General features: G+C 71.7%; 33 protein-coding genes and 1 riboswitch. Of the genes, 15 read left to right on the top strand and 18 right to left on the bottom strand.

The genetic code is table 11. The features are described 5' to 3' along the window. The first annotated feature begins 24 nt into the window (after positions 1 to 24). The gene (locus SD460_RS24185; RefSeq protein ID WP_290057694.1) at positions 25 to 753 is read left to right on the top strand and encodes a helix-turn-helix transcriptional regulator; all 729 of its coding nucleotides are present in this window, start codon (positions 25 to 27) and stop codon (positions 751 to 753) included. 144 nt (positions 754 to 897) lie between these two features. Here SD460_RS24185 and gcvP read toward each other — a convergent pair whose 3' ends face one another. Both gcvP and SD460_RS24175 read right to left on the bottom strand, forming a co-directional pair. Further along, a complete protein-coding gene (gcvP, locus tag SD460_RS24180) occupies positions 898 to 3,774 on the bottom strand; it encodes an aminomethyl-transferring glycine dehydrogenase (RefSeq protein ID WP_318306774.1) in 2,877 nt (958 codons plus the stop codon). Positions 3,775 to 3,946: 172 nt separating this feature from the next. Next, positions 3,947 to 4,045, bottom strand: a riboswitch (glycine riboswitch). Between the two features lie 42 nt (positions 4,046 to 4,087). Continuing rightward, positions 4,088 to 4,666, bottom strand: a complete 579-nt coding sequence (locus SD460_RS24175) for a MerR family transcriptional regulator (RefSeq protein ID WP_290057696.1) — start codon at positions 4,664 to 4,666, stop codon at positions 4,088 to 4,090. Between the two features lie 278 nt (positions 4,667 to 4,944). Between SD460_RS24175 and SD460_RS24170 the strand changes: the two genes are divergently transcribed. Continuing rightward, positions 4,945 to 5,577 carry a TetR/AcrR family transcriptional regulator gene (locus SD460_RS24170; RefSeq protein WP_290057697.1) on the top strand — a complete coding sequence of 211 codons (633 nt, stop codon included), beginning with the start codon at positions 4,945 to 4,947 and terminating at the stop codon, positions 5,575 to 5,577. Here the strand turns inward: SD460_RS24170 and trxA are convergent. The 8 genes from trxA to SD460_RS24130 all read right to left on the bottom strand — a co-directional run bounded on the left by trxA (position 5,558) and on the right by SD460_RS24130 (position 10,202). Beyond that, on the bottom strand, positions 5,558 to 5,893 hold the full coding sequence (trxA, locus tag SD460_RS24165) for a thioredoxin (RefSeq protein WP_290057698.1): 336 nt from the start codon (positions 5,891 to 5,893) through the stop codon (positions 5,558 to 5,560). The two genes, SD460_RS24170 and trxA, sit on opposite strands and share 20 nt — an antisense overlap. 11 nt (positions 5,894 to 5,904) lie before the next feature. Next, positions 5,905 to 6,300, bottom strand: coding sequence for a MerR family transcriptional regulator (locus tag SD460_RS24160; RefSeq protein WP_290057699.1), 396 nt, complete (start codon positions 6,298 to 6,300; stop codon positions 5,905 to 5,907). 41 nt (positions 6,301 to 6,341) lie between these two features. Beyond that, positions 6,342 to 6,815: a bifunctional nuclease family protein gene (locus SD460_RS24155; RefSeq protein WP_009078856.1), complete on the bottom strand. Its 474-nt coding sequence runs from the start codon at positions 6,813 to 6,815 to the stop codon at positions 6,342 to 6,344. A gap of 225 nt (positions 6,816 to 7,040) precedes the next feature. Continuing rightward, positions 7,041 to 7,787, bottom strand: a complete 747-nt coding sequence (gene ftsR / locus SD460_RS24150) for a transcriptional regulator FtsR (RefSeq protein WP_318306773.1) — start codon at positions 7,785 to 7,787, stop codon at positions 7,041 to 7,043. After that, on the bottom strand, positions 7,784 to 8,254 hold the full coding sequence (gene garA / locus SD460_RS24145; RefSeq protein ID WP_290057701.1) for a glycogen accumulation regulator GarA: 471 nt from the start codon (positions 8,252 to 8,254) through the stop codon (positions 7,784 to 7,786). The genes ftsR and garA overlap by 4 nt, the downstream gene beginning before the upstream one ends. A 115-nt stretch (positions 8,255 to 8,369) precedes the next feature. Beyond that, positions 8,370 to 8,753, bottom strand: a complete 384-nt coding sequence (gene gcvH, locus SD460_RS24140; RefSeq protein WP_125316298.1) for a glycine cleavage system protein GcvH — start codon at positions 8,751 to 8,753, stop codon at positions 8,370 to 8,372. Positions 8,754 to 8,837: 84 nt separating this feature from the next. Next, the gene (clsA, locus tag SD460_RS24135) at positions 8,838 to 9,455 is read right to left on the bottom strand and encodes a cardiolipin synthase ClsA (RefSeq protein ID WP_290057702.1); all 618 of its coding nucleotides are present in this window, start codon (positions 9,453 to 9,455) and stop codon (positions 8,838 to 8,840) included. Positions 9,456 to 9,992: 537 nt separating this feature from the next. Continuing rightward, positions 9,993 to 10,202 carry a hypothetical protein gene (locus tag SD460_RS24130; protein WP_290057703.1) on the bottom strand — a complete coding sequence of 70 codons (210 nt, stop codon included), beginning with the start codon at positions 10,200 to 10,202 and terminating at the stop codon, positions 9,993 to 9,995. Between the two features lie 314 nt (positions 10,203 to 10,516). Between SD460_RS24130 and SD460_RS24125 the strand changes: the two genes are divergently transcribed. Then, positions 10,517 to 11,017: a hypothetical protein gene (locus tag SD460_RS24125; RefSeq protein ID WP_318306772.1), complete on the top strand. Its 501-nt coding sequence runs from the start codon at positions 10,517 to 10,519 to the stop codon at positions 11,015 to 11,017. Positions 11,018 to 11,049: 32 nt separating this feature from the next. Continuing rightward, positions 11,050 to 11,439 carry a hypothetical protein gene (locus SD460_RS24120; protein ID WP_318306771.1) on the top strand — a complete coding sequence of 130 codons (390 nt, stop codon included), beginning with the start codon at positions 11,050 to 11,052 and terminating at the stop codon, positions 11,437 to 11,439. A 9-nt stretch (positions 11,440 to 11,448) separates the two neighbouring features. Here SD460_RS24120 and SD460_RS24115 read toward each other — a convergent pair whose 3' ends face one another. Further along, on the bottom strand, positions 11,449 to 13,152 hold the full coding sequence (locus SD460_RS24115; RefSeq protein WP_290051959.1) for an AMP-binding protein: 1,704 nt from the start codon (positions 13,150 to 13,152) through the stop codon (positions 11,449 to 11,451). Between the two features lie 12 nt (positions 13,153 to 13,164). Then, on the bottom strand, positions 13,165 to 14,007 hold the full coding sequence (locus SD460_RS24110) for a crotonase/enoyl-CoA hydratase family protein (protein WP_290051960.1): 843 nt from the start codon (positions 14,005 to 14,007) through the stop codon (positions 13,165 to 13,167). Between the two features lie 135 nt (positions 14,008 to 14,142). Here SD460_RS24110 and SD460_RS24105 point away from each other — a divergent pair, with 135 nt between their 5' ends. Both SD460_RS24105 and SD460_RS24100 read left to right on the top strand, forming a co-directional pair. Next, positions 14,143 to 15,021 carry an alpha/beta fold hydrolase gene (locus SD460_RS24105; RefSeq protein WP_318306770.1) on the top strand — a complete coding sequence of 293 codons (879 nt, stop codon included), beginning with the start codon at positions 14,143 to 14,145 and terminating at the stop codon, positions 15,019 to 15,021. Between the two features lie 4 nt (positions 15,022 to 15,025). Then, positions 15,026 to 15,568 carry a DEAD/DEAH box helicase family protein gene (locus SD460_RS24100; protein WP_290051963.1) on the top strand — a complete coding sequence of 181 codons (543 nt, stop codon included), beginning with the start codon at positions 15,026 to 15,028 and terminating at the stop codon, positions 15,566 to 15,568. Here SD460_RS24100 and cobA read toward each other — a convergent pair. From cobA to rpmB, 5 genes are all read right to left on the bottom strand, one after another. Next, entirely contained in the window at positions 15,556 to 16,782 is a 1,227-nt protein-coding gene (cobA, locus tag SD460_RS24095) for a uroporphyrinogen-III C-methyltransferase (protein ID WP_318306769.1), read from the bottom strand. The two genes, SD460_RS24100 and cobA, sit on opposite strands and share 13 nt — an antisense overlap. An 86-nt stretch (positions 16,783 to 16,868) precedes the next feature. Then, a complete protein-coding gene (rpsR, locus tag SD460_RS24090) occupies positions 16,869 to 17,123 on the bottom strand; it encodes a 30S ribosomal protein S18 (RefSeq protein ID WP_290051966.1) in 255 nt (84 codons plus the stop codon). Continuing rightward, the gene (gene rpsN, locus SD460_RS24085) at positions 17,120 to 17,425 is read right to left on the bottom strand and encodes a 30S ribosomal protein S14 (protein ID WP_290051968.1); all 306 of its coding nucleotides are present in this window, start codon (positions 17,423 to 17,425) and stop codon (positions 17,120 to 17,122) included. The genes rpsR and rpsN overlap by 4 nt, the downstream gene beginning before the upstream one ends. Further along, entirely contained in the window at positions 17,425 to 17,592 is a 168-nt protein-coding gene (gene rpmG / locus SD460_RS24080; protein ID WP_285992151.1) for a 50S ribosomal protein L33, read from the bottom strand. Before rpmG ends, rpsN begins: the two co-directional genes overlap by 1 nt. Beyond that, the gene (rpmB, locus tag SD460_RS24075) at positions 17,592 to 17,828 is read right to left on the bottom strand and encodes a 50S ribosomal protein L28 (protein ID WP_086860064.1); all 237 of its coding nucleotides are present in this window, start codon (positions 17,826 to 17,828) and stop codon (positions 17,592 to 17,594) included. The genes rpmG and rpmB overlap by 1 nt, the downstream gene beginning before the upstream one ends. Positions 17,829 to 17,906: 78 nt before the next feature. Here rpmB and mrf point away from each other — a divergent pair, with 78 nt between their 5' ends. From mrf to SD460_RS24050, 5 genes are read left to right on the top strand one after another with little or no spacing between them, the layout of a single operon-like run. Continuing rightward, positions 17,907 to 19,157, top strand: coding sequence for a ribosome hibernation factor-recruiting GTPase MRF (mrf, locus tag SD460_RS24070; protein WP_290051972.1), 1,251 nt, complete (start codon positions 17,907 to 17,909; stop codon positions 19,155 to 19,157). Next, positions 19,154 to 19,408 (top strand): type B 50S ribosomal protein L31, encoded by a 255-nt coding sequence (locus SD460_RS24065; protein ID WP_290051973.1) that lies wholly within the window; start codon positions 19,154 to 19,156, stop codon positions 19,406 to 19,408. Before mrf ends, SD460_RS24065 begins: the two co-directional genes overlap by 4 nt. Then, positions 19,408 to 19,557 (top strand): 50S ribosomal protein L32, encoded by a 150-nt coding sequence (gene rpmF / locus SD460_RS24060; protein ID WP_125316285.1) that lies wholly within the window; start codon positions 19,408 to 19,410, stop codon positions 19,555 to 19,557. Before SD460_RS24065 ends, rpmF begins: the two co-directional genes overlap by 1 nt. Beyond that, on the top strand, positions 19,554 to 20,609 hold the full coding sequence (locus tag SD460_RS24055) for a GTP-binding protein (RefSeq protein WP_318306768.1): 1,056 nt from the start codon (positions 19,554 to 19,556) through the stop codon (positions 20,607 to 20,609). The genes rpmF and SD460_RS24055 overlap by 4 nt, the downstream gene beginning before the upstream one ends. Positions 20,610 to 20,628: 19 nt before the next feature. Next, positions 20,629 to 21,315 (top strand): hypothetical protein, encoded by a 687-nt coding sequence (locus SD460_RS24050; protein WP_318306767.1) that lies wholly within the window; start codon positions 20,629 to 20,631, stop codon positions 21,313 to 21,315. 53 nt (positions 21,316 to 21,368) lie between these two features. Here the strand turns inward: SD460_RS24050 and SD460_RS24045 are convergent, their stop codons facing one another. Then, positions 21,369 to 21,665 carry a hypothetical protein gene (locus tag SD460_RS24045; protein ID WP_290051982.1) on the bottom strand — a complete coding sequence of 99 codons (297 nt, stop codon included), beginning with the start codon at positions 21,663 to 21,665 and terminating at the stop codon, positions 21,369 to 21,371. A gap of 142 nt (positions 21,666 to 21,807) precedes the next feature. On the opposite strand from SD460_RS24045, the gene SD460_RS24040 reads away from it, so the two are divergent. The 4 genes from SD460_RS24040 to SD460_RS24025 are packed head-to-tail and all read left to right on the top strand — an operon-like array spanning position 21,808 to position 24,930. Further along, the gene (locus SD460_RS24040; protein WP_290051984.1) at positions 21,808 to 22,242 is read left to right on the top strand and encodes a MarR family winged helix-turn-helix transcriptional regulator; all 435 of its coding nucleotides are present in this window, start codon (positions 21,808 to 21,810) and stop codon (positions 22,240 to 22,242) included. Continuing rightward, a complete protein-coding gene (locus SD460_RS24035) occupies positions 22,239 to 23,909 on the top strand; it encodes an MFS transporter (RefSeq protein ID WP_290051986.1) in 1,671 nt (556 codons plus the stop codon). The genes SD460_RS24040 and SD460_RS24035 overlap by 4 nt, the downstream gene beginning before the upstream one ends. Then, positions 23,906 to 24,646 carry a dienelactone hydrolase family protein gene (locus SD460_RS24030; RefSeq protein WP_318306766.1) on the top strand — a complete coding sequence of 247 codons (741 nt, stop codon included), beginning with the start codon at positions 23,906 to 23,908 and terminating at the stop codon, positions 24,644 to 24,646. Before SD460_RS24035 ends, SD460_RS24030 begins: the two co-directional genes overlap by 4 nt. An 11-nt stretch (positions 24,647 to 24,657) precedes the next feature. Then, the gene (locus tag SD460_RS24025) at positions 24,658 to 24,930 is read left to right on the top strand and encodes a DUF6295 family protein (protein ID WP_290051989.1); all 273 of its coding nucleotides are present in this window, start codon (positions 24,658 to 24,660) and stop codon (positions 24,928 to 24,930) included. The last annotated feature ends 25 nt before the right edge of the window (positions 24,931 to 24,955 follow it).

Below are 24,955 nucleotides of genomic sequence, written 5' to 3'. Positions count from 1 at the left end.
CGGACGAGCCGAGGGGGATCACGGGTGAGCAGTGAAGTGACGGCGCGGTGCCTGCACCGCGCCCTCGAAGTGGTGCGCGAGCTGAAGGCGGCGGGGCCGGGTGAGGGCCTGGCGGCGCTGGGCCGCCTGGTCGGCTGCGACGTCGTCTCGTGCACGAGCACCGAGCACACGACCCGGCGCCTGATCGGCACGGTCACCGACCGGCCGGAGCACAACCTGATGCGTCACCCGGGGTTCCGCGCGCAGGCGCACCAGCACCCGGGGTTCGCGGCCTACCGCTCCGGAACGCTGCGGCTGGGCACGGCGGCCGCGTTGACCGACCTCGCCGACCTGCGGACGCTGCGCGGGCTGCCGTTCTACACCGACTTCTACCGCCCGCGCGGAACGGTCGACCAACTCCTCTGCGTGGTCCAGGTCGACGACCGCCACGGGCGCGTCCTGACGCTCAGCCGGTCCCGGCCCGGGTTCTCCGCCCGCGACCACGACCTGGTCGAACTGCTCACGCCCCACCTGGCCCAGGCGTTCGCCCGCCACGAGCGACCGGCGGTCCGGCCGCTCGCGGGCACGGCCCCGGCGCTGACCGCCCGCGAGCTGGAGGTGGCGCGGCTGGTCGCCCGGGCCGCGACGGACCGCGAGATCGCCCGCCGGCTCGGGATCAGCCCGCGGACGGTCCAGAAGCACCTGCAGCAGATCTACCGCAAGCTCGGGCTCGCCAGCCGCACCGAATTGCTGGTCCACCTGGCGACTCCGTGAATGCCACCTTCACGGCCTCACGTCCAGGGCTCCGGCGCACAGGCCGGTCCCGCGCCGGTCGAGGCGTCCTGAAGGGGACTTTCCTGTCATGTGACGACAGGAACGTCCCCTTCAGGGCGGCGGGACCCGCCGGGGTCGTGACCCTCAGGCGAAGGCTTCCGGGGGCGGGCAGGAACAGACCAGGTTCCGGTCGCCGGCCGCGCCGTCGATGCGGCGGACCGGGGGCCAGATCTTCGCCGCGGTGCGCCCGGCGGGGAACACCGCCGTCTCGCGGGGGTACGGGCGGTTCCAGTCGCCGGCCACGCAGGCCGCCGTGTGCGGGGCCAGGCGCAGCGGGGACTGCTCCAGCGGCCACTCGCCCGACGCCACCCGGTCGATCTCGGCGCGGATCGCGATCATCGCCGCGCAGAAGCGGTCCAGCTCGGCCAGGTCCTCGCTCTCCGTCGGCTCGACCATCAGCGTGCCCGCGACCGGGAACGACATCGTCGGCGCGTGCAGCCCGTAGTCCGCGAGCCGCTTCGCCACGTCGTCCACGGTCACACCCGTGGCCTTCGTCAGCGGCCGCAGGTCGAGGATGCACTCGTGCGCCACGAAACCCGAACGGCCCGCGTACAGCACCGGGTAGTGCTCGCCGAGGCGCCGGGCGATGTAGTTGGCGTTGGCCACCGCCACCAGCGTCGCGCGCCGCAGGCCTTCGGCGCCCATCATCCGGATGTACGCCCACGAGATCGGCAGGATCGACGCGCTCCCCCACGGCGCCGCGCTGACCGGGCCGACACCCGTCGCCGGGCCGGCCGCCGGCTGCAGCGGGTGGTTGGGCAGGAACGGCGCCAGGTGCGCGCGGACCCCGATCGGCCCGACGCCGGGACCGCCGCCCCCGTGCGGGACGCAGAAGGTCTTGTGCAGGTTGAGGTGCGAGACGTCGGCGCCGAACCGGCCGTACTGGGCGACGCCGATCAGCGCGTTGAGGTTGGCGCCGTCGACGTACACCTGGCCGCCCGCGTCGTGCACCGCCGCGCACACCTCGCCGACGGTGTCCTCGTACACCCCGTGCGTCGACGGGTAGGTCAGCATGATCGCGGCCAGGTCGTCGCGGTGCTCGTCCACAGTGGACTTGAGGTGCGCGAGGTCGATGTTCCCGTCGCCATCGCAGCGGACGACGACCACCCGCAGGCCCGCCATCACCGCGCTCGCCGCGTTCGTGCCGTGCGCGCTGGCCGGGATCAGGCAGACGTCCCGCGCGTCCTCGCCGCGCCACCGGTGGTACGCGCGGATCGCGAGCAGGCCCGCGAACTCGCCCTGGCTCCCCGCGTTGGGTTGCAGGGAAACCGTGTCGTAGCCGGTGATCCGGGCGAGCCAGGCGCTCAGGTCGGCCACGACTTCGAGGAGGCCGGCGGCGTCTTCCGCGGGCGCGAACGGGTGCAGCCCGGCGAACTCCGGCCACGTGACCGGCTCCATCTCCGCGGTGGCGTTGAGCTTCATCGTGCACGAGCCGAGCGGGATCATGCCGCGGTCGAGGGCGTAGTCCTGATCGGACAGCCGGCGCAGGTACCGCAGCATCGCGGTCTCGGACCGGTGTTCGTGGAACACCGGGTGCGTGAGGAACTCGCTCGTGCGCCGCAGCGGGGCCGGGAGCGCGTCGGCCGTGTCCGCGTCCAGGCCGTCCACATCGGACACCGAAACCCCGAACGCCTTCCACACGAAGGAAAGCCGTTCCCGGGTGGTCGTCTCGTCGCAGGCGGCGCCGACGTGGTCGTCGTCGATCCGGCGCAGGGACACGCCCAGGTCGCGGGCCGCCGCGACGACCGTGTCCGCCCGGCCCGGCACCGCCGCGGTCACGGTGTCGAAGAACTCGCCGTGCACGACTTCGACGCCGCCTTCGGCCAGGCCGGCGGCGAGCACGGTGGCCATCCGGTGGGCCCGCAGCGCGATCGCGCGCAGGCCGTCGGGCCCGTGGTACACGGCGTACATCGACGCCATCACCGCCAGCAGGACCTGCGCGGTGCAGATGTTCGAGGTCGCCTTCTCGCGGCGGATGTGCTGCTCGCGCGTCTGCAGCGCGAGCCGGTACGCGGGCGCGCCGTCGGCGTCCTTCGCCACGCCGACCAGGCGCCCGGGCAGCTGCCGCTCGAGGCCCTTCCGCACCGCGAGGTAGGCGGCGTGCGGGCCGCCGAAGCCGAGCGGAACGCCGAACCGCTGCGTCGACCCGACCGCGACGTCGGCGCCGAGCTCGCCGGGCGGCCGCAGCAACGTCAAGGCGAGGGGGTCAGCGGCGACGACCACCGCCGCGCCGTGCTTCTTGGCTTCCGCGATGGTCAGGTCGAGCTCGTGCACGGCGCCGGACGCGCCCGGGTAGGCCAGCAGCACGCCGAAGAAGTCCCCGCCGAGTCCCAGCCCGGTGAGCCCCTGGGACAGGTCTTCCACGACCAGCTCGATCCCGAGCGGCTCGGCTCGCGTCCGCAGCACGGCGAGGGTCTGGGGCAGGGTGTCCCGGTCGGCGACGAACCGGTTCGACGCCGATTTCCCGGCCCGCCGCACGAGCGTCATCGCTTCGGCGGCCGCGGTGGCTTCGTCGAGGAGGGAGGCGTTCGCGACCGGCAGCGCGGTCAAGTCCGCGATCATGGTCTGGAAGTTGAGCAGCGCTTCGAGCCGCCCTTGGGAAATTTCCGGCTGGTAGGGCGTGTAGGCGGTGTACCAGGCCGGGTTCTCGAGCACGTTCCGCCGGATCACCGGCGGGGTCACGGTGTCGTGGTAGCCGAGCCCGATCATCGCGGCGGTCGGCCGGTTCCGGGCAGCCAGCGCGCGCAACTCGGCCAGCGCCTGGGCTTCGGAAGCCGCGGGCGGCAGGACGAGCGGCTCGGCGGAATCGCGCAGCGACGCGGGAACGGCGTGCTCGGCGAGTTCGTCGAGGGATGCGACCCCGATGACGTCGAGGATCTTGCGCAGCTGGTCCGGACCAGGCCCGATGTGCCGCTCGTCGAACGGGATCCCCTGCTCCAGCGAGGCGAGTGACGGATTCACGAAGGCCTCCTGGGGACAGCGGGGCTGGGCCGGGACCACAGTGTCCTGGCCTCCCCACTCTGTCCGTACCCATTTCTGGGCGCCTGAGAGTTTCGCCCGCGTGGTTGAACCGGGCTTGCACCGTCGGCGGGGCCATCAGGCTGTGTCCTGACGACCCGCTTTCCAGAGGCGTCTCATCCGCGCGGTCCAGGGTGCCTGAGAGGTTCCGGGGAGGACTTGCTCCTTCGGCGCCGAGCTCAAGGTGTGGCTCGGACTCTCCCGCGCGGGTTCGTCGACCGCACGAGTAACCTTACTCCGTCCGCCGCAGCGGTGATCACCCGGTCTTGCGTGCGTTGCGGCGCTGGGTGAGCTCGTCCGGCTGGTGCGTCTCGACGACGCCGCCGTCGGCGCGCTCGGCCGGGAATTCGTGGATGGTCCCGCTGATTTCCTGCATCGCTCCGCTGACCGCGATGCCGAAGACGCCTTGCCCGCCCTGGAGCAGATCGACGATCTCCTCCGGCGAGGTGCACTCGTAGACTGTGGTGCCGTCGGAGAACAGCGTCACCCGCGCCAGGTCGCGGACCCCGCGCAGGCGCAGGTGGTCGACGGCGACCCGGATGTTCTGCAGCGAGACGCCGGTGTCGAGCAGCCGCTTGACGACCTTGAGGACCAGGATGTCCTTGAACGAGTAAAGCCGCTGCGAGCCGGAGCCGTGCGCCGTGCGGATGCTGGGTGCGACCAGCTTCGTCCGGGCCCAGTAGTCGAGCTGGCGGTAGGTGATCCCGGCGATCTGGCACGCGGCCGGGCCGCGGTAACCCACGAGCTCGTCCGGCAGCGAGTCGTCGGGGAACAGCTCACCCTGCTCGCCACTCGCGACCTCAACAGGCTGCTTCTCGGAACCAGCCTCGACCACGCAAGCCTCCCCTCGCCCGACCTGATGGCCGGCGAATGACAGCCGGACGGTCCCAGGAGCGGGACCCGCCGGAGATCAATCACCACGATCCGGCCCCAGACCGTGAATCACACCGTGGCGATTTACCTTCTTCGACGGTAAGCGCCCGGACAGTGCCGGTCAACGCGACGCGCGGCAAGCCTCAACGGTCGGATGACCCTTTGAGCCGTTCGCCGTACCCGAGGCGCGAGAGTTCAAACATCTTGACGTCGTTTACTCGGCCGAGTAACTTTTTACTCATGCAAGTAAACACCGACCTCATGGCCGAGCTGGGCCTCAGCCCCACCGAAGCCGCGCGGCGCGCCCAGATCATCGGCGCGACCATCGGCGTCCTCGCCGACCTCGGCTACCGCCGGACGACGTTCGCCAAGATCAAGGAGCGGGCCGGGCTCAGCAGCACCCGGCTGATCTCCTACCACTTCACGAACAAGGCCGGCCTGATGCAGGCCGTGCTCAGCACGGTCGTCGAGACGAAGAACGAGTACCTGGCCGAGCGCACCGGTGGCGGCCTCGACCCCGCCGACCGGGCCGGCTACCTGCGGGCGCACATCGAGACGTCGATCGCGTTCCTGCGCACGTACCCGGAGTGCGTCCGGGTGCTGACCGAGCTGGCCGCCAACGCCGACGACGTCGACGGCTGGGTGATGACGAAGGTGCTGGTCGACGACCTGCGCGTGCACGGCCTGGCCCGCCAGCTCAAGCAGGGCCAGGCCGAGGGCGCGTTCGGCGACTTCACCCCCGAGGTGATGGCGATGTCGATCGCTCAGGCCATCGACGGCGTCGCCGCCGCCTACGCCGCCGACCCGGCACTGGACCTGGAGATGTACGGCCGCGAGGTGGCGGACGCCTTCGTCAAAGCGACGGCGCCGTGAGCGCCCGGTCGAGCCGCTCTTCGATGCGGGCCTTCGGGAACGCGCCGACGATCGTCTCGACCGGCTCGCCGCCCGAGAACAGGATCATCGTCGGCAGCGACATGACCTGGTAGGACCGGGTCGTCTCGGGGTTCTCGTCCGCGTTGATCTTGCGGACGGCGAGGTCCCCGGCCCGCTCGGCGGCCAGCTGCGCCAGCACCGGGCGGACCATCCGGCACGGGCCGCACCAGGTGGCCCAGAACTCGACCAGCACGGGGACGTCGCTGCCGAGGACCTCGGCGAACGTCGCGTCGGTGACAGCACTTACCTCGGACACGAGGGGCTCCTTCACGGGTGCGGGGATGCGGGCACGACACACGGATCGGGCGCCTGCCGGGCGAGCGCGCCGGCGAGCTTCGCGGCCAGTTCGGCGCGGATGCCGCCGAGCCGGGACAAGAGCGCGTCGGCTTCTTCGAGCTTGCGGCGGTAGACCTCGATCGAATTGGCGCAGGCGTCGCCGGTTTCGTGACCGCTGCGCAGGCACTCGACGAACGGCCGGGTCTCCTCGAGGGTCAGCCCCACCGTCTGCAGGGTCTGGATCTCCTTGACCAGCTGGAGGTCGTCCTCGTCGTAGTCGCGGTAGCCGTTCGCCGAGCGACGGGCCGCGAGGAGGCCCTGGTCCTCGTAAAAACGCAGCGCACGGGTGGTGACACCCGTGCGCTGCGCCAATTCTCCGATCCGCATGCCTCGACGCTAGACGTTGACGTCCGCGTCAAGGCAAGGTCTTACGTGTCGGCTCCCCGGAAGTCTTCGGGCGACACGGAGTCGAGGAACTCGCGGAACTTCTCGACCTCGTCCTCCTGCTCGTCCGGGATGATCAGGCCGGCCTCTTCCAGCACCGCGTCCACGGCGTGGATGGGGACGCCGATCCGCAGGGCCAGCGCGACCGAGTCGCTCGGCCGGGCGGACACCCGGATGTCGCCGTCGAAGACGAGTTCCGCGAAGAACGTGCCTTCCTTGAGGTCGGTGATGACGACCTGCTCGAGTTCGCGGCCGAGCGCTCCGATGACCTCTTTCAGCAGGTCATGCGTGAGCGGGCGGGCCGGGCGGACTCCCTGCTGCTCCAAGGCGATGGCGGTGGCTTCGACCGAGCCGATCCAGATCGGCAGGTACCGTTCGCCCTCGGTTTCCCGCAGCAACAAGATCGGCTGATTCGCGGGCAGCTCGACCCGCACCCCGACGACGCGCATTTCGCTCATCGGATTTCGCCTCCCTCTCGTGCACGGGCTTCAGCGGTGGAACGGCTTCGCGCCGCCACTGTCGACGCTACCCGTCATCCGCGCGCTGTGCTCGCTGTCCGGACTCTCTCGGTTCGCCTGCCGCAAACCCGTGCCTTCACGGTACGGCATGCGGTGCCGAACATTCAGTCATTGACATGGGACCACATAGAGGATCTCACTACCCCGTTGTGGCCCGCACCGTGATCAACACCCCGCGACGCCACGGATTCCGGCCTTGACGAGGAGCGTGTGCAGCGTCACGGACAGTGCCGCGAGCTCTCGCACCACCTCATCGGCCCTCGATTTGGCCTCCGGGTCACGGTGGCGGTACACCGGGGTCACGATCTGCTCCAGCAACCCGACCTCGCGGTCGGCCGCGGCGCGGAAGGCACGCAGATGTCTCGGCTCGATACCGAATTCGGTCATCGCCTTAACCGTCCGCGCCACCAGCACCGCGTCCGGGTCGAAGAACCCGGCGGGACCGGGCCGGACCAGGCCGTACTGCTGCAGCTCGGCCAGCGCGGCCGCGTCGATGCCGGCCTGCTCCAGGAGTTCCTCCTGGGTCAGGCGCAGCTCCTTGCCCGTGGTGAAGTCGGCGGCCACGGGCAGGCCGACGTTCTCGGCCGGCGCGTCGATCGGCACCAGCCGGCGCGGCGGGCGGGGCAGGGCCGCGGCGGGCTCGGCACCCGAGTCCGCCGCGTCCAGCTGTTCCTTGATGACCTTCAACGGGAGGTAGTGGTCCCGCTGGGCGGCCAGGACGAACCTGAGACGCTCCACGTCCGCCGCGGCGAACTGCCGGTACCCCGAGGGCGTCCGGCCCGGCTGGACCAGGCCTTCGGCTTCGAGGAACCGGATCTTGGAGATGGTGACATCGGGGAAGTCGCCGCGCAGCTGCGCGAGAACGGCCCCGATGCTCAACCCGTCGCGTTGTGGCCGTCCGGCCGCCGTCACTGCGCCCCCTGGCCCCCGTGCCCCGGGCCGGTCAGGAAGACCAGGCGGAACTTCCCGATCTGCACCTCGTCGCCGCCGGCGAGGACGGCCTGGTCGACCGGCTCGCGGTTGACGTAGGTGCCGTTGAGGCTGCCGACGTCGATGACGACGAACTCGCCGCCCTCACGCCGGAACTCGGCGTGCCGACGGGAGACCGTGACGTCGTCCAGGAAGATGTCGCTGTCCGGGTGCCGCCCGGCGCTGGTGGTGTCGCGGTCGAGCAGGAACCGCGAACCCGCGTTGGGCCCGCGCTTCACGACCAGCAGCGCCGAACCCGCCGGCAGGGCGTCGACACCCTGGACGGGCGCCTCCGCGGCGGGGGCGGACTCGTGGCCTTCGACTTCGGCCAGGAAGTCGGCCCGGAAGACAGAGGTCCGCTCCGGAGACTGCTCCGGGGGAACGCCGCCGGGCCCGTCGTTCGTGCTCACCTGAGCTCTCCTCCACACATGCTGTGTTGCCTAGTACTCAAGAACGTGTAGCTGCCAACGTACCGTGCCTGATCGATTCTCCGAGCCCCGGCTCCCCGAACCGGCGGAGCGGGGTTCAGCCCTTGGTCAGGGCGTCGTAGGCCTCGGCTTCGAGCAGCGCTTCCAGACCCGCCGGGTCGTCGAGCCGGATCTCGATCAGCCAGCCCTCGCCGTAGGGGTCGCTGTTGATGAGTTCCGGCGAGTCGGCGACCGCGTCGTTCACCGCGACGACCTCGCCGTCGACGGGCGCGAACAGCTCGGAGACGCTCTTGGTCGACTCGACCTCGCCGAAGACGTCGCCCGTGCTGAGCTGGCGGCCGACCTCGGGCAGGTCGACGAACACGACGTCACCCAGCTGGTCTTGCGCGTACTCGGTGATGCCCACGCGCACGAGCGTCTCCTCGCGGGTGGCGACCCACTCGTGTTCCTCGGTGTAGCGAAGCTCTTCAGGAGCGGACACCGCCGGTCCCCTTTCATGCCCTCACTGGCGAAACGTGCTGGGCGAAGTCTTACACCCACACGGCGCAACCGCCCGGCCCGGCCCTCACTCGCCCGCGCCGCGCAAGGCGTTGCGCGCCTGGACGACGTAGAGCACGCCGGACCAGACGTAGAGGACACCACCCCAGATGGTGAAGGCGTACCCGATCGGCCGCGCGACCGCGGCGACGTCGGAGCCGCCCTGCGCGAGCAGCAGGAAAGGGAAGGCGTACATCAGCACGAAGGTGGCGCCCTTGCCGATGTAGGTGACCTCCGGCGGCGCGAACCCGCGGCGGCGCAACGTCAGCACGCACACCCCGAGGACGGCTTCGCGCAGCAGCAGCGGCACGACGACCCACCAGGGGATGATCTCGCGGACCAGGAACGCGACGAGCGTGGCGAGGATGTAGAGCCGGTCGGCGGCGGGGTCGAGCAGCTGCCCGAGCCGCGACATCTGGTTGAGCCAGCGGGCGAGCTTGCCGTCGAGCCAGTCGGTGAGCGCGCTGAACACCAGCAGCGCGAGCGCCCAGCCGTCCTCCTCGGGGCCGAGCAGCAGCCAGAGGAACACCGGCACGCCGGCCAGCCGCAGCAGGGACAGGATGTTGGGGACGTTCATCGCCTGCCGCAGCAGGGAAGGTTCGGAGGCGCCCGCCTGAGCGGCGGGTTCGGGCGCGGCTGTGCTCACCGGGCCATTAAACAGCGGAGCGCGGCCGGGCCGCTGGGTGGTGCGGCGGGGATCGGGGGTGACTCGGACGCGGCTGGGCGGCGCTGTGGGTGCTTGGCGGCCGCTGGGTACCGGTGGCTCACACGGCTGCGCGCGAGCGGTGCGGCGGCGGATCTGGGCGGCGGGGCGCGGCGGCCGCTTGGCACCGGCAGCTCATGCCGGCCGCGAGCGAATAGCGCGGCGGGGTTCCGAGCGCCTGGGCGGGGCGCGGTGGCTCGGGCGGGGTGGGTGCCTGGCTCCGGCGGCTGCTCTCCACCGGCGGCGCCCGAATCAGGGCGAGCGGTGCGGCGAGGTTCGGGCGGCGGGCAGGGTCCGGCCGTGCGCCCCCAAGCCCGGCGCTGCCGTGCAACCCAGCCCGGACCCGGCAGCCGCAGCTCGTCCGGATCAGGCCGAGCGGTGCGGTGGGATCCGGGGGCACCGGCGCGGGCCCGGCAATGCGGCACAGGCCCCGTGAGGCTTCCGAAGCCGGGCCGCCACGGGCGGCGGCCCGGACCCGGCTCAACTCGCGCGGCGGTGGCTCCACCCGCGGCGCTGCAGCTCCGCGCTGGTCAGCGATTCGGGGCGGCCGCGGTAGTCGGTGCCCATCCAGCGGGCTCGGCCTGCTCGTCCCTCGAGGACGTAGGGGCGGCCGCCGCACCAGACGACGGTGCAGGGGACGGTCGGCGGACTGGACGGGTCTTCGGTGCTGGTAACAGCGTCGGCGTTCATGACTCTCACGGGATCGGGACGGGTTTCGGGGATGGGGAGCGCTTCGGGCTCCCACCAAGATCTTCGGCACGCGGAGCCGGTTTGTTAACCGGCGCGGGGCGAATTAGACCGATCGATTCCGGATGACAGCCCGATGTTTCGGAGCGTGAACGGAATGTTAATCGTCCACTGTGGACGGTGCTCGGGGAGCCACCGGATCAGGGTGCCACCCGGCTGGAGTAATCTCCGGCACACCCGTGGGCGCGTCGCTCCTCGGGGCGTCGCCCGGATGGGCCAGAATGACCGGGTCAGCCAGCCGGGGAGGAAGGATCGCGGTGCCCCACCCGACCACCACGAAGACGTGGCTCGTGGCCTGCCTCGCCTTGCCCGTGCTCGCCGCCTGCTCCGCCGAACAGGCGGCTCCCGCACCTCCGTCGTCACCCTCGGTGTCGAGCGAGGCTCCGGCGACGACGTCCGCCAGTACTCCCCCGCCGCCGCCCGCCGCGAGCAGCTCGGCCGCGGTGCCGTCCGCGCCGAAGCCGTCCGGGGCGCCGCCGCCGGTTCCCGGGTCGTGCGGGACCGTGACCGCCGCCAGCGGGCTGACGCTCTACGTCTTCGACAGCGGCTCCGCCGGCGTCAGCTGCGTCGCGGCGACGAAGCTCGTCGGCGACTTCCACCGCAAGATCGCCGGCCGCCAGGGCGCGGGCTCGAACGACGCGGTGAACGAGACCGTCGACGGCTGGCTGTGCACCTCCGGGCCGCCCGCCGCGCAAGGCGGCACCACCTGCACCAAGGGCGAGCAGACGGTGTTCGCCGCCGTCGTGCCGTCCGAGTGATCCCCGTCGAAAGTTCCGCTCCTGAAGGGCCCATGAAGACTCTCGCGTACCCCCTGCTGCTCGTCGCCGCGTCCGCCGCACTGGCCGGGTGCGGCGGCGGTGACCCGGCTCCGGCGGCGCCGGCCCCCGTCCCCGCGGCCGCCGCCGCGGCGGAGTCGACGGCGCCCGGCGTCCCGTGCGGCGACGTCGCCGGGTCCGGCGGCGCGAAGACGGCGGTCGTGGCCCACGGCAAGGTCGACTGCGCCGCGGCCACCAAGCTGCTGACCGACTACTTCGCGAAGCTGACCCCGGCCGAGGCGAGCTCGCCCGACGGTCCCGGCCCGATCGTCCTCGACGACTGGACCTGCGGCAGCGGCGCCAACGACCCGGTGACGGCCTGCTCTACGGAGGACGGTCGCCAGGTCGAGGGCACCCGCGGCTGACCCCGGCCGTCAGGACTTGAGGTCCGGGAAGTCCTCTTCGCGGAACTCAGTGCCCGCTCCTCGCGCCGGATCGCTCTCCCGGCCGCGCAGCTCGACCCGGCGGATCTTGCCCGAGATCGTCTTCGGCAGCTCCGCGAACTCGAGCCGCCGGATCCGCTTGTACGGCGCCAGGTGCTCGCGGCAGTACGCCAGGATCGACCGCGCCGTCTCGGCGTCCGGGGAAAAACCCGAAGCCAGCACCACGTAGGCCTTCGGCACGGCCAGCCGGATCGGGTCGGGCGCCGGGACGACCGCCGCTTCGGCCACCGCGTCGTGCTCGATCAGCACGCTCTCCAGCTCGAACGGCGAGATCCGGTAGTCCGACGCCTTGAACACGTCGTCCGTGCGCCCGACGTAGGTGATGTAGCCGCGTTCGTCGATCGAACCGACGTCACCGGTGTGGTAAAAGCCGCCGGCGAAGGCCGCCGACGTGCGCTCGTCGTCGCCGGCGTACCCGGTCATCAGGCCGACCGGGCGGTGCTGGAGGTCGAGGCAGATCTCGCCTTCGGACGCGCGCTCGCCGCTGACCGGGTCCACCAGCGCCACCACGAACCCGGGCAGCGGGCGGCCCATCGAGCCGGGCACGACGTCCTGGCCCGGCGTGTTGGCGATCTGGACGCTGCTCTCCGTCTGGCCGAAGCCGTCGCGGATCGTGACGCCCCACGACTTCTCGACCTGGTCGATCACCTCGGGGTTGAGCGGCTCCCCCGCCCCGACCACCTTCTTCGGCGGCGTCTTCAGCGCCGTGAGGTCGGCCTGGATGAGCATCCGCCACACCGTCGGCGGCGCGCAGAAGCTCGTCACGCCGCAGCGGTCCATCTGCGCCATCAGCGCGCCCGCGTCGAACCGGTTGTAGTTGTAGAGGAACACCGTCGCTTCGGCGTTGAACGGCGCGAAGAAGTTGCTCCACGCGTGCTTCGCCCAGCCCGGCGAGGAGATGTTGAGGTGGACGTCGCCCGGCTCGAGCCCGATCCAGTACATCGTCGAGAGGTGGCCCACCGGGTACGAGACGTGCGTGTGCTGCACCAGCTTCGGCTTCGCCGTGGTGCCGGAGGTGAAGTAGAGCAGCAGCGGGTCGCCGGCCTTCGTCGGGCCGTCCGGGGTGAACTCGGGCGACTCGGCGAAGGCGGCCGAGTACTGCTGCCAGCCTTCGACCGGCTCCCCGACCGCGATCCGCGTGTAGTCGCCGTCGACGTCCGCGAACTTCTCCGCGTCCACCGAGCGGACCACGACGTGCTTGGCCGCGCCGCGCTCGACGCGGTCGGTCAGATCGGCCGGGCCGAGCAGCGTCGACGCCGGGATGATCACGGCGCCGAGCTTGATCGCCGCGAGGATGGTCTCCCACAGCTCGCCCTGGTTGCCCAGCATGAGGATCAGCCGGTCGCCGCGGCGGACGCCGAGGGTGCGCAGCCAGTTCGCCACCTGGTTGGACCGGCCCGAGAGCTCCGGGTAGGTCCAGCGGTTCTCGGTGCCGTCCTCTTCGACGATCCACAGCGCGTACCGCTCGGCGTTGTCCGGGTCGTGCGCGACGACGTCGAACCAGTCGATCGCCCAGTTGAACTCGTCGAACTCCGGCCAGCGGAAATCCCGGTAGGCCGTGTCGTAGTCCTCGCGGTGGGCCTGCAGGTAGTCCCGCGCCACCCGGAACGCGTGGTGGACCTCCGAAGCGCTCACGCTTCCTCCTCGTTATTCGCCCTTGAACTCCGGCGCGCGACGCTCCATGAACGCCTGGACCGCTTCGCCGAGGTCCTTGCTGGGCAGGAACGCCGAGTTCCACGCCGCGACGTACCGGAGGCCGTCGGCGACCTGGCGCTCGGTGTTCGTCGCCAGTACCTGCTTCGTACCCTGCACCACGAGCGGCGGGTTCGCAGCGATCTCGGCGGCGAGTTCCCGCGCGGCCTTCAGCAGCGCGTCCTGGTCTTCGTACACGTCGTTGACGAGCCCGATCTTCTCGGCGCGCGCGGCGTCGACGTCCTTGCCGGTCAGGGCGAGCTCCCGCAGGTGCCCTTCGCCGATGATCGAGGCCAGCCGCTGCAGGCTGCCGAGGTCCGCGACGATGGCGACGCGCACCTCGCGGACGCTGAACTTCGCGTCGGCACTGGCCAGCCGGATGTCCGCGGCGGCGACAACGTCCACCCCGCCCCCGATGCACCAGCCCGAAACGGCCGCGACGACCGGTTTGCGGCATTCCGCGATGGAGCTGACCGCCGCCTGCAGTGACCGGACCTGGTCGAGGAACGCCGTCCGCGGGCCCGCGAGGCTGTCGCCGCCCAGCATCGGCGCCCAGTCGCCCATCATCGCCGGCAGGTCGAGACCGTAGGAGAAGTGCTTGCCACTGCCGGTCAGCACGACCGCCCTGACCTGCGGGTCCGCGTCCAGCGCGCGGAACACCAGCGGCAGCTCGCGCCAGAAGTCGGGGCCCATCGCGTTGCCCTTGGACGGGCCGAGCAGCGTCACTTCGGCCACGGGGCCGGCCACGTCGACCTTCAGGGACACGAGGTCGGGCAGACTGTCAGCAGTAGCGGTCATGGGGTCATCTTGACCCATGGCCGCGACGAGCCGCCATTGGCATGTTGTCAATTGACGCGCGAGTCACCGTGCCAACGTGGTCACGGGATGTTTTCCTGGATTCAGGCGACCACGACGCGGGGAGGACGGTGGGACATGAGCCCGGCCAGCAGCGCGACCTTGATCGAGCCGGAGCCCCCGGCCCCGCCCACCCGGCGCGCGTCCCGGCCGATCGAGCTGACCGGCTCGTTCGACCACGAGGGCCACCGGCTCTGGTACACCGAGTTCGGCAGCGGCGACCGCGTCGTCGTGCTCACCCACGGCATCATGTTGACCCGCCGCATGCACGCCCCGCTGGCGCGCCGGCTGGCCCGCGCGGGCTTCCGGGTGATCACGCTCGACCTCCTCGGCCACGGCGACTCCGACCGGCCGACCGAGTCGTGGCTCTACTCGATGCCGTCGTTCGCCGAGCAGACGCTGGCGCTGCTCGACCACCTCGAGGTCTCGTCCGCGGTGATCGGCGGGACGTCGCTGGGCGCGAACGTCTCGCTGGAAGTGGCGGTCCAGGCGCCGGAGCGCGCTCGCGGGCTGATCGTCGAGATGCCGGTGCTGGACAACGCGATCGTCGCGGGGCTGATCACGTTCGCCCCGCTGCTGATGGCGGCCCGCTTCCTGCCGGTCACGGTGCAGGCCGTGGCCCTGGCGGCTTCTCTGGTCCCGCACGGCAACCAGTGGGTCGACGTCGTGACGGACACGCTCTCGCAGCGCCCGGCCCCGATGGCGGCGCTGCTGCACGGCGTGCTGTTCGGCCGGATCGCGCCGCCGAAGTCGGTGCGCCGCAAGATCACGACCCGCGCGCTGGTGATCGGCCACCAGGGCGACCCCATCCACCCCTTCGGCGACGCGGACACGCTGGCGATCGACATGCCGGAGGCGGAGTTCGTCCAGGCCCGCAGCCCGGTCGAGCTGCGGTTCGACCCGACCAGGCTGTCGGACGCGATCCGGGACTTCGCCGCGAGCTGCTACGAGGAGTGAGCCGGTGCCGCTGGTGTGGGTGACCGGCAACTCGGGGGCGGGCAAGTCGGCGGTCTGCGCACTCCTGAAGAGCCGGGGCGAGCACGCGGTCGACGCGGACTGGGAGGGCTACAACCACTGGGTGGACCGGACGAGCGGGCAGGTCGTCGTCGATCCCCCCGATCCGGTGCCGCCGGGCTGGCTCGACCGCTACGGGTGGCAGACCAGCCGCGCGGAAGTCGAGGCGCTCGCGGCCGGGGCGCGCGACGGGATCGCGTTCTTCTGCGGCTCGACCGAGAACGACGGCGACGTCCGGGACCTCTTCGACCTCGTGGTCTGCCTGGTGGTCGACGACGGCACGCTCCGGGACCGGCTCCTGAGCCGCACGTCGAACAGCTTCGGCAAGCACCCGGAGGAGCTCGCGGCGGCGCTCGACGCCAACGAAGGCGCCGAGGCCGCTTACCGGCGGCTCGGCGCGACGGTCGTCGTCGACGGCCGCCTGCCCCTGCCCGAGGTCGCCGACGCGGTCCTCGCCGCCGCCGGCCGGCTGCTCCCCTACGCGGGCTGAACCGGCGCGAGGCCGGCCACCGGGCCGATCACGATCACCGCGGGTGGGCGGACTCCGGACGCCGCCGCGTCCGTGACCACCGTGTCCAGGGTGGAGCGCAGCGCCCGCTGGGTGCGCATCGTGCCGTCCTCGATGATCGCCACCGGGGTGTCCGACGGGCGGCCGCCGTCCAGGAGCGCCTTCGCGAACTGCGGGAGGCGCTCGACGCCCATCATCAGCACGATCGTGCCGCGCAGCCGGGCCAGCAGCTCCCAGTCGACCAGCGACCGGTCGTCGTCCGGGGCGACGTGGCCCGAGACCACCACCACCTCGTGCGCCACGCCGCGGTGGGTGACCGGGACGTCCGCGACCGCCGGGACCGCGAACGCGCTCGTGATGCCCGGGACCATCGTGACCGGGACGCCGGCCTCCGCGCAGGCGAGGACCTCTTCGAAACCGCGGCCGAACAGGTAAGGGTCGCCGCCCTTCAGCCGGACGACGAACTTGCCCTCCTTGGCGCGCTCGATCAGCGTCTGGTTGATGACGTCCTGGCTGGCCGCGCGGCCGTACGGGATCTTCGCCGCGTCGACGACCTCCACCTCGGGGGCGAGTTCGTCCAGCAGTTCGCGGGGCGCCAGCCGGTCGACCACGACGACGTCCGCGCGCGAGAGCAGGCGGCGGCCGCGGACCGTGATCAGCTCCGGGTCGCCCGGGCCGCCGCCGACGAGCGCGACGCCGGGCAGGGTGCCCTCCGGGTGCGGGGTGCGGCCGTCCTCGATCGTGCCGTTGTGGAGGCCGTCGAGGATCGAGTCGCGCACGGCCGCCGAGCGCAGCGGCTCGCCACCGGACAGCACGCCGAACAGGAGGCCGCCGTGCCGTCCCGACGCCGGGGTCACCGCGGAACCGGACTCGCCCTCGTCGGCCCGCACGCAGAACACGCGCTCGCGGTCGGCTTCGGCGCAGATCTCCGCGTTGACCTGCGGGTCGTCGGTGCAGGCCAGCGCGTACCACGCGTCCTTGAGGTCGCCTTCGGCGTAGCGGCGCTCGTGCCAGACCAGCTCACCCGCGTCCACCATCCCCTGCACCGACGGCGTCGTGTGCGGCGACACCAGTTCGACGCGGGCACCCGCGCTGATCAGCCGGGGCAGCCGCCGCTGGGCCACGCTGCCGCCGCCGAACATGACAACGCGGCGGCCGGTCAGCTGCAGGCCGGAGAGGTAGTGCGGGTCGTCCATGCGCGGGAGTCTATTAATGCCGGAGCCCCGCGCCAGCCCAGCGTGGGTCACGCCACCCGGAGAACCTCCCGGGTGGCGTGACCGCGTCAGCCGGCGCGACCCGCCGACGGGTACGGCAGCAGCGCCATCTCCCGTGCGTTCTTGATCGCCGTGGCGACCTGCTTCTGCTGCTGCGGCGTCAGCCCCGTCACCCGGCGGGCGCGGATCTTGCCGCGGTCGGAGATGAACTTCCGCAGCAGGTCGACGTCCTTCCAGTCGACGTGGGTGATCCGGTTGGCGTGCAACAGGTTCACCTTGCGCTTGCCCGGGCGGTCCCGGTCCGGCTTCGGCACGCGGCTCACCAGCTCGACTTCGTGACGCCGGGCAGTTCGCCGTTGTGCGCGGCCTGCCGCACCTTCACCCGCGACAGCCCGAACTTGCGCAGGTACCCGCGCGGGCGGCCGTCGGCGGCGTCCCGGTTGCGGATGCGCGTCGGGCTCGCGTCACGCGGCAGCTTCTGCAGCGCGACGACGGCCTCGCCCTTCTCCTCGGCGGACGAAGACAGCGACGAAATGACGGCCTTGAGCGCACGGCGGCGTTCGACGTACCGGGCCGCGACCACCTTCCGCTGCTCGTTCTTGGCGATCTTCGACTTCTTGGCCATCAGCGCTCTTCCTTGAACTCGACGTGCTTGCGCGCGACGGGGTCGTACTTGCGCAGGACCATCCGGTCGGGGTCGTTCCGCCGGTTCTTCTTGGTCACGTACGTGTAGCCGGTGCCCGCGGTGGACCGCAGCTTGATGACCGGGCGGACGTCGGTGCTCTTCGCCATTACAGCTTCACTCCCCTTGCCTTCAGTTCGGCGACGACGGCCTCGATGCCGCGCTTGTCGATCGTCTTCATGCCCTTCGCGGAGACGCGCAGCCGCACCCAGCGGCCCTGGCTGGGCACGAAGTAGCGACGGTTCTGCAGGTTCGGCTCCCAGCGCCGCGAAGTGCGGCGGTGCGAGTGCGAGACCTGCTTGCCGTAGCCCGGCTTGCGGCCGGTGACCTGGCACACGGCGGACACGGACCCTCCCGAGTTGATAGTGGTTGTCGTTTTCATCTACTCTACGCACCGTACCCCGCCCGTATTCCTGGAGCACCAGTGACCCCACACCCCCGCGTCCCGCTCGTCCTCGTGAGCGGCCTCGCCCCGGGCCCGAACGCCACGCTCGCCGAGCTGCTGCGCGCGGCCGGGCCCGGCACCGCCGTCGTCCACCACGACCTGCGCGAGATCCACTCCGGCGTCGTGCGCCGCCGGCTGCGGCTGGAGCAGCGCGACCAGCTGACCGTCCTCGAACTGGCGCACGGCTGCGTGTCGTGCACCCTGCGCGAAGACCTGCTGCCCCTGCTGCGCCACCTCGCGCGGCTGCCGCAGGTCACCCGGATCGTCGTCCGGCTCGACGAAGCGATGGAGCCGGAGCCGGTGAGCTGGGCGATCCGGAACGTCCTGGTCGGCGACCACCCGGTGGTCGACGACGTCGACCTGCGCGCGGTGCTGACCGTCGTCGACTGCGCGACCTTCCTCGCCGACGCGACCGGCGACGACGTGCTGGCCGAACGGAACCTGCAGGCCAGCCCGGAGGACGAGCGCACGGTCGCCCAGGTGGCGCTCTCGCAGGTCGAGTTCGCCGACGTCCTCGTGCTGGCCGGCGCGGCCACCGACGCGTGGACCGCCGCGAAGGCGTCCGCGGTGCTCGACCGGGTCGCCCCCTCGGTCCCGCGCGTCGAACTCTCGCGGATCGACGGGCACAGCGTGCTCGACGCCGTGCCGGCGGACGCCCGCCGCGGCGAGGTCACCGACATGCACGGGGCGCTGCTGCGCGGCCAGCCGCCCCTGCACGCCGACTGCGGCGTCGGCCTGGTCACCTTCACCGCGCAGCGGCCGTTCCACCCCGAACGCCTCCACGACGCCCTCGACGTCCTCCTGGACGGCGTCGTCCGCACCCGCGGCCGGGCCTGGGTGGCGAGCCAGCCCGACACCGCGTTCTGGATCGAGTCGGCGGGCGGCGGGCTGGGCATCGGGCACGCCGGGCCGTGGCTCGCGGCGCCGGACGGTCCGGAGTGGACGGACGTCTCCCCCGAACGCCGCACCCTGGCGTCGTTGCGCTGGCACCCGGTGCACGGCGACCGGGCGCAGGAGCTCGTCGTGGTGACGGACCAGACAACGCCCGACGAGATCGACGCGGCCCTGCGCGGCGCTCTACTCACTGACGAAGAAGTGGCCGCCGGGCCCCAGGAGTGGCAGCGCTACCCCGATCCGTTCGGCGACTGGCACGAAGAGCCGTGCGAGGACACCGAAACCGACCCGGCGCGGCACGACGCGACCGCGGCGAACCGAAAGGAAGACCGATGAAGACCGGCATCCACCCCGACTACCACCCCGTGGTGTTCAAGGACTCGTCCACCGGCGACGCGTTCCTGACCCGCTCCACCATCACCTCCGACAAGACGATCGAGTGGTCCGACGGGCAGACCTACCCGCTGGTCGTGGTCGACATCAGCTCGTGGTCGCACCCGTTCTGGACCGGCACCCAGCGGATCATGGACAGCGCCGGGCAGGTCGAGAAGTTCCACCGCCGCTACGGCAAGCGGGGTGCGCGCTGATGGCCGTCCCGAAGCGCAAGAAGTCGCGCAGCAACACGCGCTCCCGGCGGTCGCAGTGGAAGGCCGCGGTCCCGGACCTGGTGCCGATCAAGGTCGACGGCGAGGTCCGGCTCGTCCCGCGCCGGCTGATGCGGCACTTCCACTCGTGACGGTTCCGGTCACGGTGCTGTCCGGGTTCCTCGGCGCGGGCAAGACCACGCTGCTCAACCACATCCTCGCCAACCGGGGCGGGGTGCGGGTGGCGGTGATCGTCAACGACATGAGCGAGGTCAACATCGACGCGGCGCTCGTGCGCTCGCAGGAGCGCCTCGTCGAGCTGACCAACGGGTGCATCTGCTGCACCCTGCGGGAGGACCTCCTCGAGGAGGTTTCGCTGCTGTGCGCGGACGACCGCTTCGACCACGTGCTCATCGAGTCGAGCGGGATCTCCGAGCCGATGCCGGTGGCGGCGACGTTCACGTTCCTGGAGGGGGTCGCCCACCTCGACACCATGGTGACGGTGGTGGACGCGGCGAACTTCTCGCGTGAGCTGGCGGCCGGCGACTCCCTGGTGGAGCGCCGGCTCGACCAGTACGACGATGACGAGCGGACGGTCAGCGACCTGCTCGTGGACCAGGTCGAGTTCGCCGACGTCCTGCTGCTCAACAAGACCGACCTCGTCCCGGCGGCCGAGCTGGACCGGCTGGTGGCGACGCTGCGACGGCTCAACCCGGCCGCGGACGTCGTCACCGGCAGCTTCGGCGAAGTGTCCCTGGACCGGGTGTTCGGGACCGGGCGCTACGACGCCGACCGGGCGCAGGAGGCGCCGGGCTGGGTGGCCGAACTGAACGGCGACCACGTCCCGGAGACCGAGGAGTACGGGATTTCGAGCGTGGTCTTCCGGGCTGCGGAGCCGTTCGATCCGGCGCGGTTGTGGGACTTCGTCGCGCACCGGCTGGATTCCGGCGAGTTCGGCACGGTGTTGCGCTCCAAGGGGTTCTTCGCGCTGGCGTCCCGGCCCGGGGTCACCGGGCTGTGGTCACAGGCGGGGGCGGTGGCGCGGTTCGAGCCGCAAGGGATCGCGGAGACACCGCGTCAGGAGCTGGTGTTCATCGGCGTCGACCTCGCCGGCGACGCGCTGTTCGCCGCGCTGCGCGGCTGCCTGGGTGCGGCGACCGGCCCGGACCTGTTCCCGGACTGGGAACCTGTCCACGTCCACTGAATCAGCGAAAGATGGCGGCATGGACGGGCGCCGCTATCTGGAGAAGCTGATTTCCGACGGTCTGGGTGCCGGACGGGGGCAGCCGCCGGCCGGGCGGCTGAGCGGGTTCGACCGGCGGGAGATCCGCGGGGTGGCGATCGGCCTGGTGGCCGCCGGGGCGCTGGGCCAGGAGGAGGCCGACCGGATCCTCGCCGACCTCGACGTGACCCTGCACCGGTCCGGCCTGCTCCAGGTCGTGCACGCGGAAGCCTCGGCCTCCGCCGAATTCCCGCCGACGGCCCGGCCGGTGGGCACCGAGCGGCCCGAGTGGCGGCAGGCGATCGAAGAGCCGCCGTCGCCCGTGCTGCGGCAGGTGGTGTCACTGGCGGGCCGCACCCTCCACGTCGGCGAGCTGACGGCCGACCTCGTCAGCCTCGAAGTCTGGTCGACGTTCGTCGCCCTGACCTTCGCGCACGGCTACCACGATCACCGCCTGCTGCGGGACCGCTTCCGGCCGGACATCCGGTGGCGGGGGTGGGACGACGCGGGAACGCAGTACCGGGCCGGGGGCGGCGGCGGGTCCGGGTCGAACGGCCTGCTCGTGGACCGGCGCACGTTCGAACCCGGCCCGCCGCCGGACGCCCGGGTGCTCATCCTGGCCGTCGAGTCCCCCGCCGGCCAGGCCACGGTCGTGATCCCGCTCGGCCGAGCACCCCGCCGGTCGTGAGTGTTTAGTCGGGTTCTAACCCGACTAAACACTCACGACCGGCGGGGCGAGCGTCAGTGGTCGTCGTAGTGGTTTTCGTGGGTCGCGTGGCGGTGCCCGTCGTGGAAGTAGTCGACGTGGTCGCCGTGGGGTACCGCCACGTGGCCGCAGCCTTCGCCGTGGGCGTGCTCGTGGCCCGTGTGCGGGACGTGGCCGTGGACCTCGCACTCGTCGAAGTGGCCGTCGTGCGCGCGGTGCAGGTGACCGTCGTGCGCGTAGTCCACGTGGTCGCCGTGCGGCAGCGCCGCGTGGCCGCAGCCCTCGCGGTGCACGTGGTCGTGGCCGGCGTGTTCGACGTGCGGGATCGTCATCGGGTTCTCCTCCCGGGTGGTGTCCACTTCGGACGCTAGCCCGGGCCTTCGCGCCGGGCCGGGCGAAAGCTCCCGGCTCACCCGATAGCGGCCGCTCCGTCCGAGTTGATCAACCCAGGTTTATCAGTCTAGGTTGACGATCGTGACGGACGAGGACCTCCTCCAGGCGAGCACCGACCTGCGCGTCGCCCTCGGGCGGCTGGTCCGGCGGCTGCGGCAGGGGTACGTCGTCGGCGAGCTGACGCTGCCCGAGCGCTCGGTCCTGTCCCGCCTCGACCGCGAAGGCCCGGCCACCCCGGGCTGCCTCGCCGACCTCGAACGCGTCAAGCCGCAGGCCATGGGCGTCACCCTGGCCGGGCTGGTCGAGCGGGGGCTCGTCGAGCGCCGCAAGGACGACTCCGACGGCCGCAAGGTGCTCATGTCGGTCACCGAAGCCGGGGTCAAGCTGCTCACCGACCGCCGCTCGGCGACCACGCGGCAGATGGCGGCCGCGCTGGCCGAGCAGTTCACCGACGCCGAACGCCGCGAGCTGATCACGGCCATCCCGCTCATCGAGCGGCTGGCGGACCGCCTGTGAACTACAAGTGGGTCGCGCTGTCGAACACCACGCTCGGTGTGCTGATGTCGGCGCTCGACGGCTCGATCGTCATCATCTCGCTGCCGGCCATCTTCCGCGGCATCGGCCTGGACCCGCTCGCGCCCGGCAACATCGGCTACCTGCTCTGGATGATCCTCGGCTACCTGCTCGTGCAGGCCGTGCTGGTGGTGACGCTCGGGCGGCTCGGCGACATGTTCGGCCGGGTCAAGATGTACAACCTCGGCTTCGTCGTGTTCAGCGCCGCGTCAGTGGCCCTGTCGTTCGACCCGTTCCACGCCGGCGGCGGCGCGCTGTGGCTGATCGGCTGGCGCATCGTGCAGGCCGTCGGCGGGGCGATGCTGACGGCGAACTCGGCGGCCATCCTCACCGACGCCTTCCCGGCCGAACAGCGCGGGATGGCGCTGGGCGTCAACCAGATCACCGCGCTGGCCGGGCAGTTCCTCGGCCTCGTCGTCGGCGGGCTGCTGGCCGAGATCGACTGGCGCGCGGTGTTCTGGGTCAGCGTGCCGTTCGGTCTGCTCGGCACGATCTGGTCGATCCGCAGCCTGCGCGAAGTGGGGACGCCGAAGCGGGCGAAGGTCGACTGGGGCGGCAACGTCACCTTCGCGGCCGGGACGGCGGTGCTGCTCGCCGCGATCACGTACGGCATCCAGCCCTACGGCGGCGGCGCGACCGGCTGGGGCAACCCGTGGGTGCTCGGCGGCATCGGCGGCGGCGTGCTGCTGCTCCTGCTGTTCGGCGTCATCGAGACGCGGGTCGCCGCGCCGATGTTCCAGCTTTCCCTGTTCAAGATCCGGGCGTTCGCGGCGGGCAACGTCGCCGCGTTGCTGACTTCCGTCGCGCGTGGTGGCATGCAGTTCATGCTCATCATCTGGCTGCAGGGGATCTGGCTGCCCCTGCACGGCTACGACTACGAGCGCACGCCCCTGTGGGCGGGCATCTACCTGCTGCCGCTGACCGTCGGGTTCCTCGTCGCGGGCCCGGTGTCGGGGTACCTGTCCGACCGGTTCGGGGCGCGGCTGTTCTCCACCGGCGGGCTGCTGCTGGTCGCGGCGGCGTTCGTCGGCCTGCTCGCGCTGCCGGTGGGCTTCCCCTACCCGCTGTTCGCCGCGCTGCTGGTGGTCAGCGGGATCGGCCAGGGCATGTTCTCCGCGCCGAACACCTCGGCGATCATGAGCAGCGTCCCGACCGAACAGCGCGGCGTCGCCTCCGGCATGCGAGCGACGTTCCAGAACTCCGGGACGTCGTTGTCCATCGGCGTGTTCTTCTCGCTGATGATCGCCGGGCTCGCGTCGTCGCTGCCGCAGACGCTCACCAGCGGGTTGCAGGCCCACGGCGTCCCGGCGCACGTCGCCGACGGCGTCGCGCAGCTGCCGCCGGTGAGCACGCTGTTCGCGGCGTTCCTCGGCAGCAACCCGGTCGGGCACCTGCTCGGCCCGGACGTCCTGGCCGGGCTCGCCCCCGCCGACCGGGCCACCCTGACCGGCGGGGAGTTCTTCCCGCAGCTGGTGTCCGGCCCGTTCCACCACGGCCTGGTGGTCGTGTTCACCGCGGCCGCGGTGATGGCCGTCGTCGCCGCGGTGGCGTCCGCCTCGCGCGGCAAGCGTTACTTCCACACCCCCGAGGGATCGAAGGAGAACCGATGACCGACGAGATCGTCGCCGGGACCGTCACCATCACCGGCCACGGCGGGGACGAGCTCGAGGCCTACCTGGCCAAGCCGACCGACGACACCCCGCGCGGCGGGGTCGTGGTGATCCACCACATGCCCGGCTACGACGCGGCGACGAAGGAGATGGTCCGCCGCTTCGCCGTCGAGGGCTACAACGCGCTCTGCCCCAACTTGTACACGCGCGAAGCACCGGGCGCGGACCCGGACGACGCGGCGGCGACGGTCCGCGCGTCCGGCGGCGTCCCGGACGACCGCCTGGTCGGCGACGTCTCGGGCGCGGCGGACTACCTCCGTGCCCTGGAGAACGCGAACGGCCGCATCGGCGTCATCGGGCACTGCTCGGGCGGGCGCCAGGCGTTCCTGTCCGGCTGCTCGCTGGACATCGACGCGGCGGTCGACTGCTACGGCGCCTTCGTCGTCAACGACCCGCCGGAGGCCATGAAGCAGATGAAGCCGCTGCTCGGCCTGGCGCCGCAGCTGTCGTGCCCGCTGCTGGGCATCTTCGGCGCCGACGACCAGTTCCCCAGCCCGGACGAGGTCGCCGTGCTGGCGGCGGAGCTGGAGAAGCTGGGCAAGGAGCACGAGTTCCACACCTACGCGGGCGCCGGCCACTCGTTCTTCGCCGTCGACCGCCCGAGCTACCGCCCCGAAGCCGCGACGGACGGCTGGGCACGCATCCTCGGCTTCTACGCCCGCACGCTCACCGCCTGAGAGGACAGCCCATGTGCACTTACCTGACCGAGAAGTTCGCCCTCGAAGGCAGCGGCAAGGGCGCCCGCGGCTGGTTCCGGCTGACCGAGGGAACCGTGTACGTCGACCACCCGGTCCACGCGCCGTACGGGCACACGGTGAACATCGACTTCCGCAGCCCGTCGCTGGGTGCGTCCGCGCGTGTCGCGCTCGAGTTGACGGAGGAGGACGCGCTGGCCTTGGCGGACGCGATCCACGCGGCGGTCAAGTCCGCCCCCGCCGGCCTCGCCTCCCGCAACCAGTAGCCGCTCGTGAGTGTTCAGGGCAGTT

It is taken from the genome of Amycolatopsis solani (assembly GCF_033441515.1).
GTDB lineage: Bacteria > Actinomycetota > Actinomycetes > Mycobacteriales > Pseudonocardiaceae > Amycolatopsis > Amycolatopsis solani.
Note: the sequence above shows the minus strand (reverse complement) of the source record. Positions and strands in the feature narration are given on the sequence as shown.

Bases quoted from the DNA above. Each gene is read 5' to 3' on its own strand.
- SD460_RS24025 (WP_290051989.1), top strand. From the start codon at position 24,658: ATGTGCACTTACCTGACCGAGAAGTTCGCCCTCGAAGGCAGCGGCAAG.
- SD460_RS24065 (WP_290051973.1), top strand. From the start codon at position 19,154: ATGAAGACCGGCATCCACCCCGACTACCACCCCGTGGTGTTCAAGGAC.
- SD460_RS24050 (WP_318306767.1), top strand. From the start codon at position 20,629: ATGGACGGGCGCCGCTATCTGGAGAAGCTGATTTCCGACGGTCTGGGT.
- SD460_RS24105 (WP_318306770.1), top strand. From the start codon at position 14,143: ATGAGCCCGGCCAGCAGCGCGACCTTGATCGAGCCGGAGCCCCCGGCC.
- SD460_RS24130 (WP_290057703.1), bottom strand. From the start codon at position 10,202: ATGAACGCCGACGCTGTTACCAGCACCGAAGACCCGTCCAGTCCGCCG.
- rpmF (WP_125316285.1), top strand. From the start codon at position 19,408: ATGGCCGTCCCGAAGCGCAAGAAGTCGCGCAGCAACACGCGCTCCCGG.
- cobA (WP_318306769.1), bottom strand. From the start codon at position 16,782: ATGGACGACCCGCACTACCTCTCCGGCCTGCAGCTGACCGGCCGCCGC.
- rpmG (WP_285992151.1), bottom strand. From the start codon at position 17,592: ATGGCGAAGAGCACCGACGTCCGCCCGGTCATCAAGCTGCGGTCCACC.
- SD460_RS24030 (WP_318306766.1), top strand. From the start codon at position 23,906: ATGACCGACGAGATCGTCGCCGGGACCGTCACCATCACCGGCCACGGC.
- SD460_RS24155 (WP_009078856.1), bottom strand. From the start codon at position 6,815: ATGAGCGAAATGCGCGTCGTCGGGGTGCGGGTCGAGCTGCCCGCGAAT.
- SD460_RS24110 (WP_290051960.1), bottom strand. From the start codon at position 14,007: ATGACCGCTACTGCTGACAGTCTGCCCGACCTCGTGTCCCTGAAGGTC.
- SD460_RS24170 (WP_290057697.1), top strand. From the start codon at position 4,945: ATGCAAGTAAACACCGACCTCATGGCCGAGCTGGGCCTCAGCCCCACC.
- SD460_RS24120 (WP_318306771.1), top strand. From the start codon at position 11,050: ATGAAGACTCTCGCGTACCCCCTGCTGCTCGTCGCCGCGTCCGCCGCA.
- rpsN (WP_290051968.1), bottom strand. From the start codon at position 17,425: ATGGCCAAGAAGTCGAAGATCGCCAAGAACGAGCAGCGGAAGGTGGTC.
- SD460_RS24045 (WP_290051982.1), bottom strand. From the start codon at position 21,665: ATGACGATCCCGCACGTCGAACACGCCGGCCACGACCACGTGCACCGC.
- SD460_RS24160 (WP_290057699.1), bottom strand. From the start codon at position 6,300: ATGCGGATCGGAGAATTGGCGCAGCGCACGGGTGTCACCACCCGTGCG.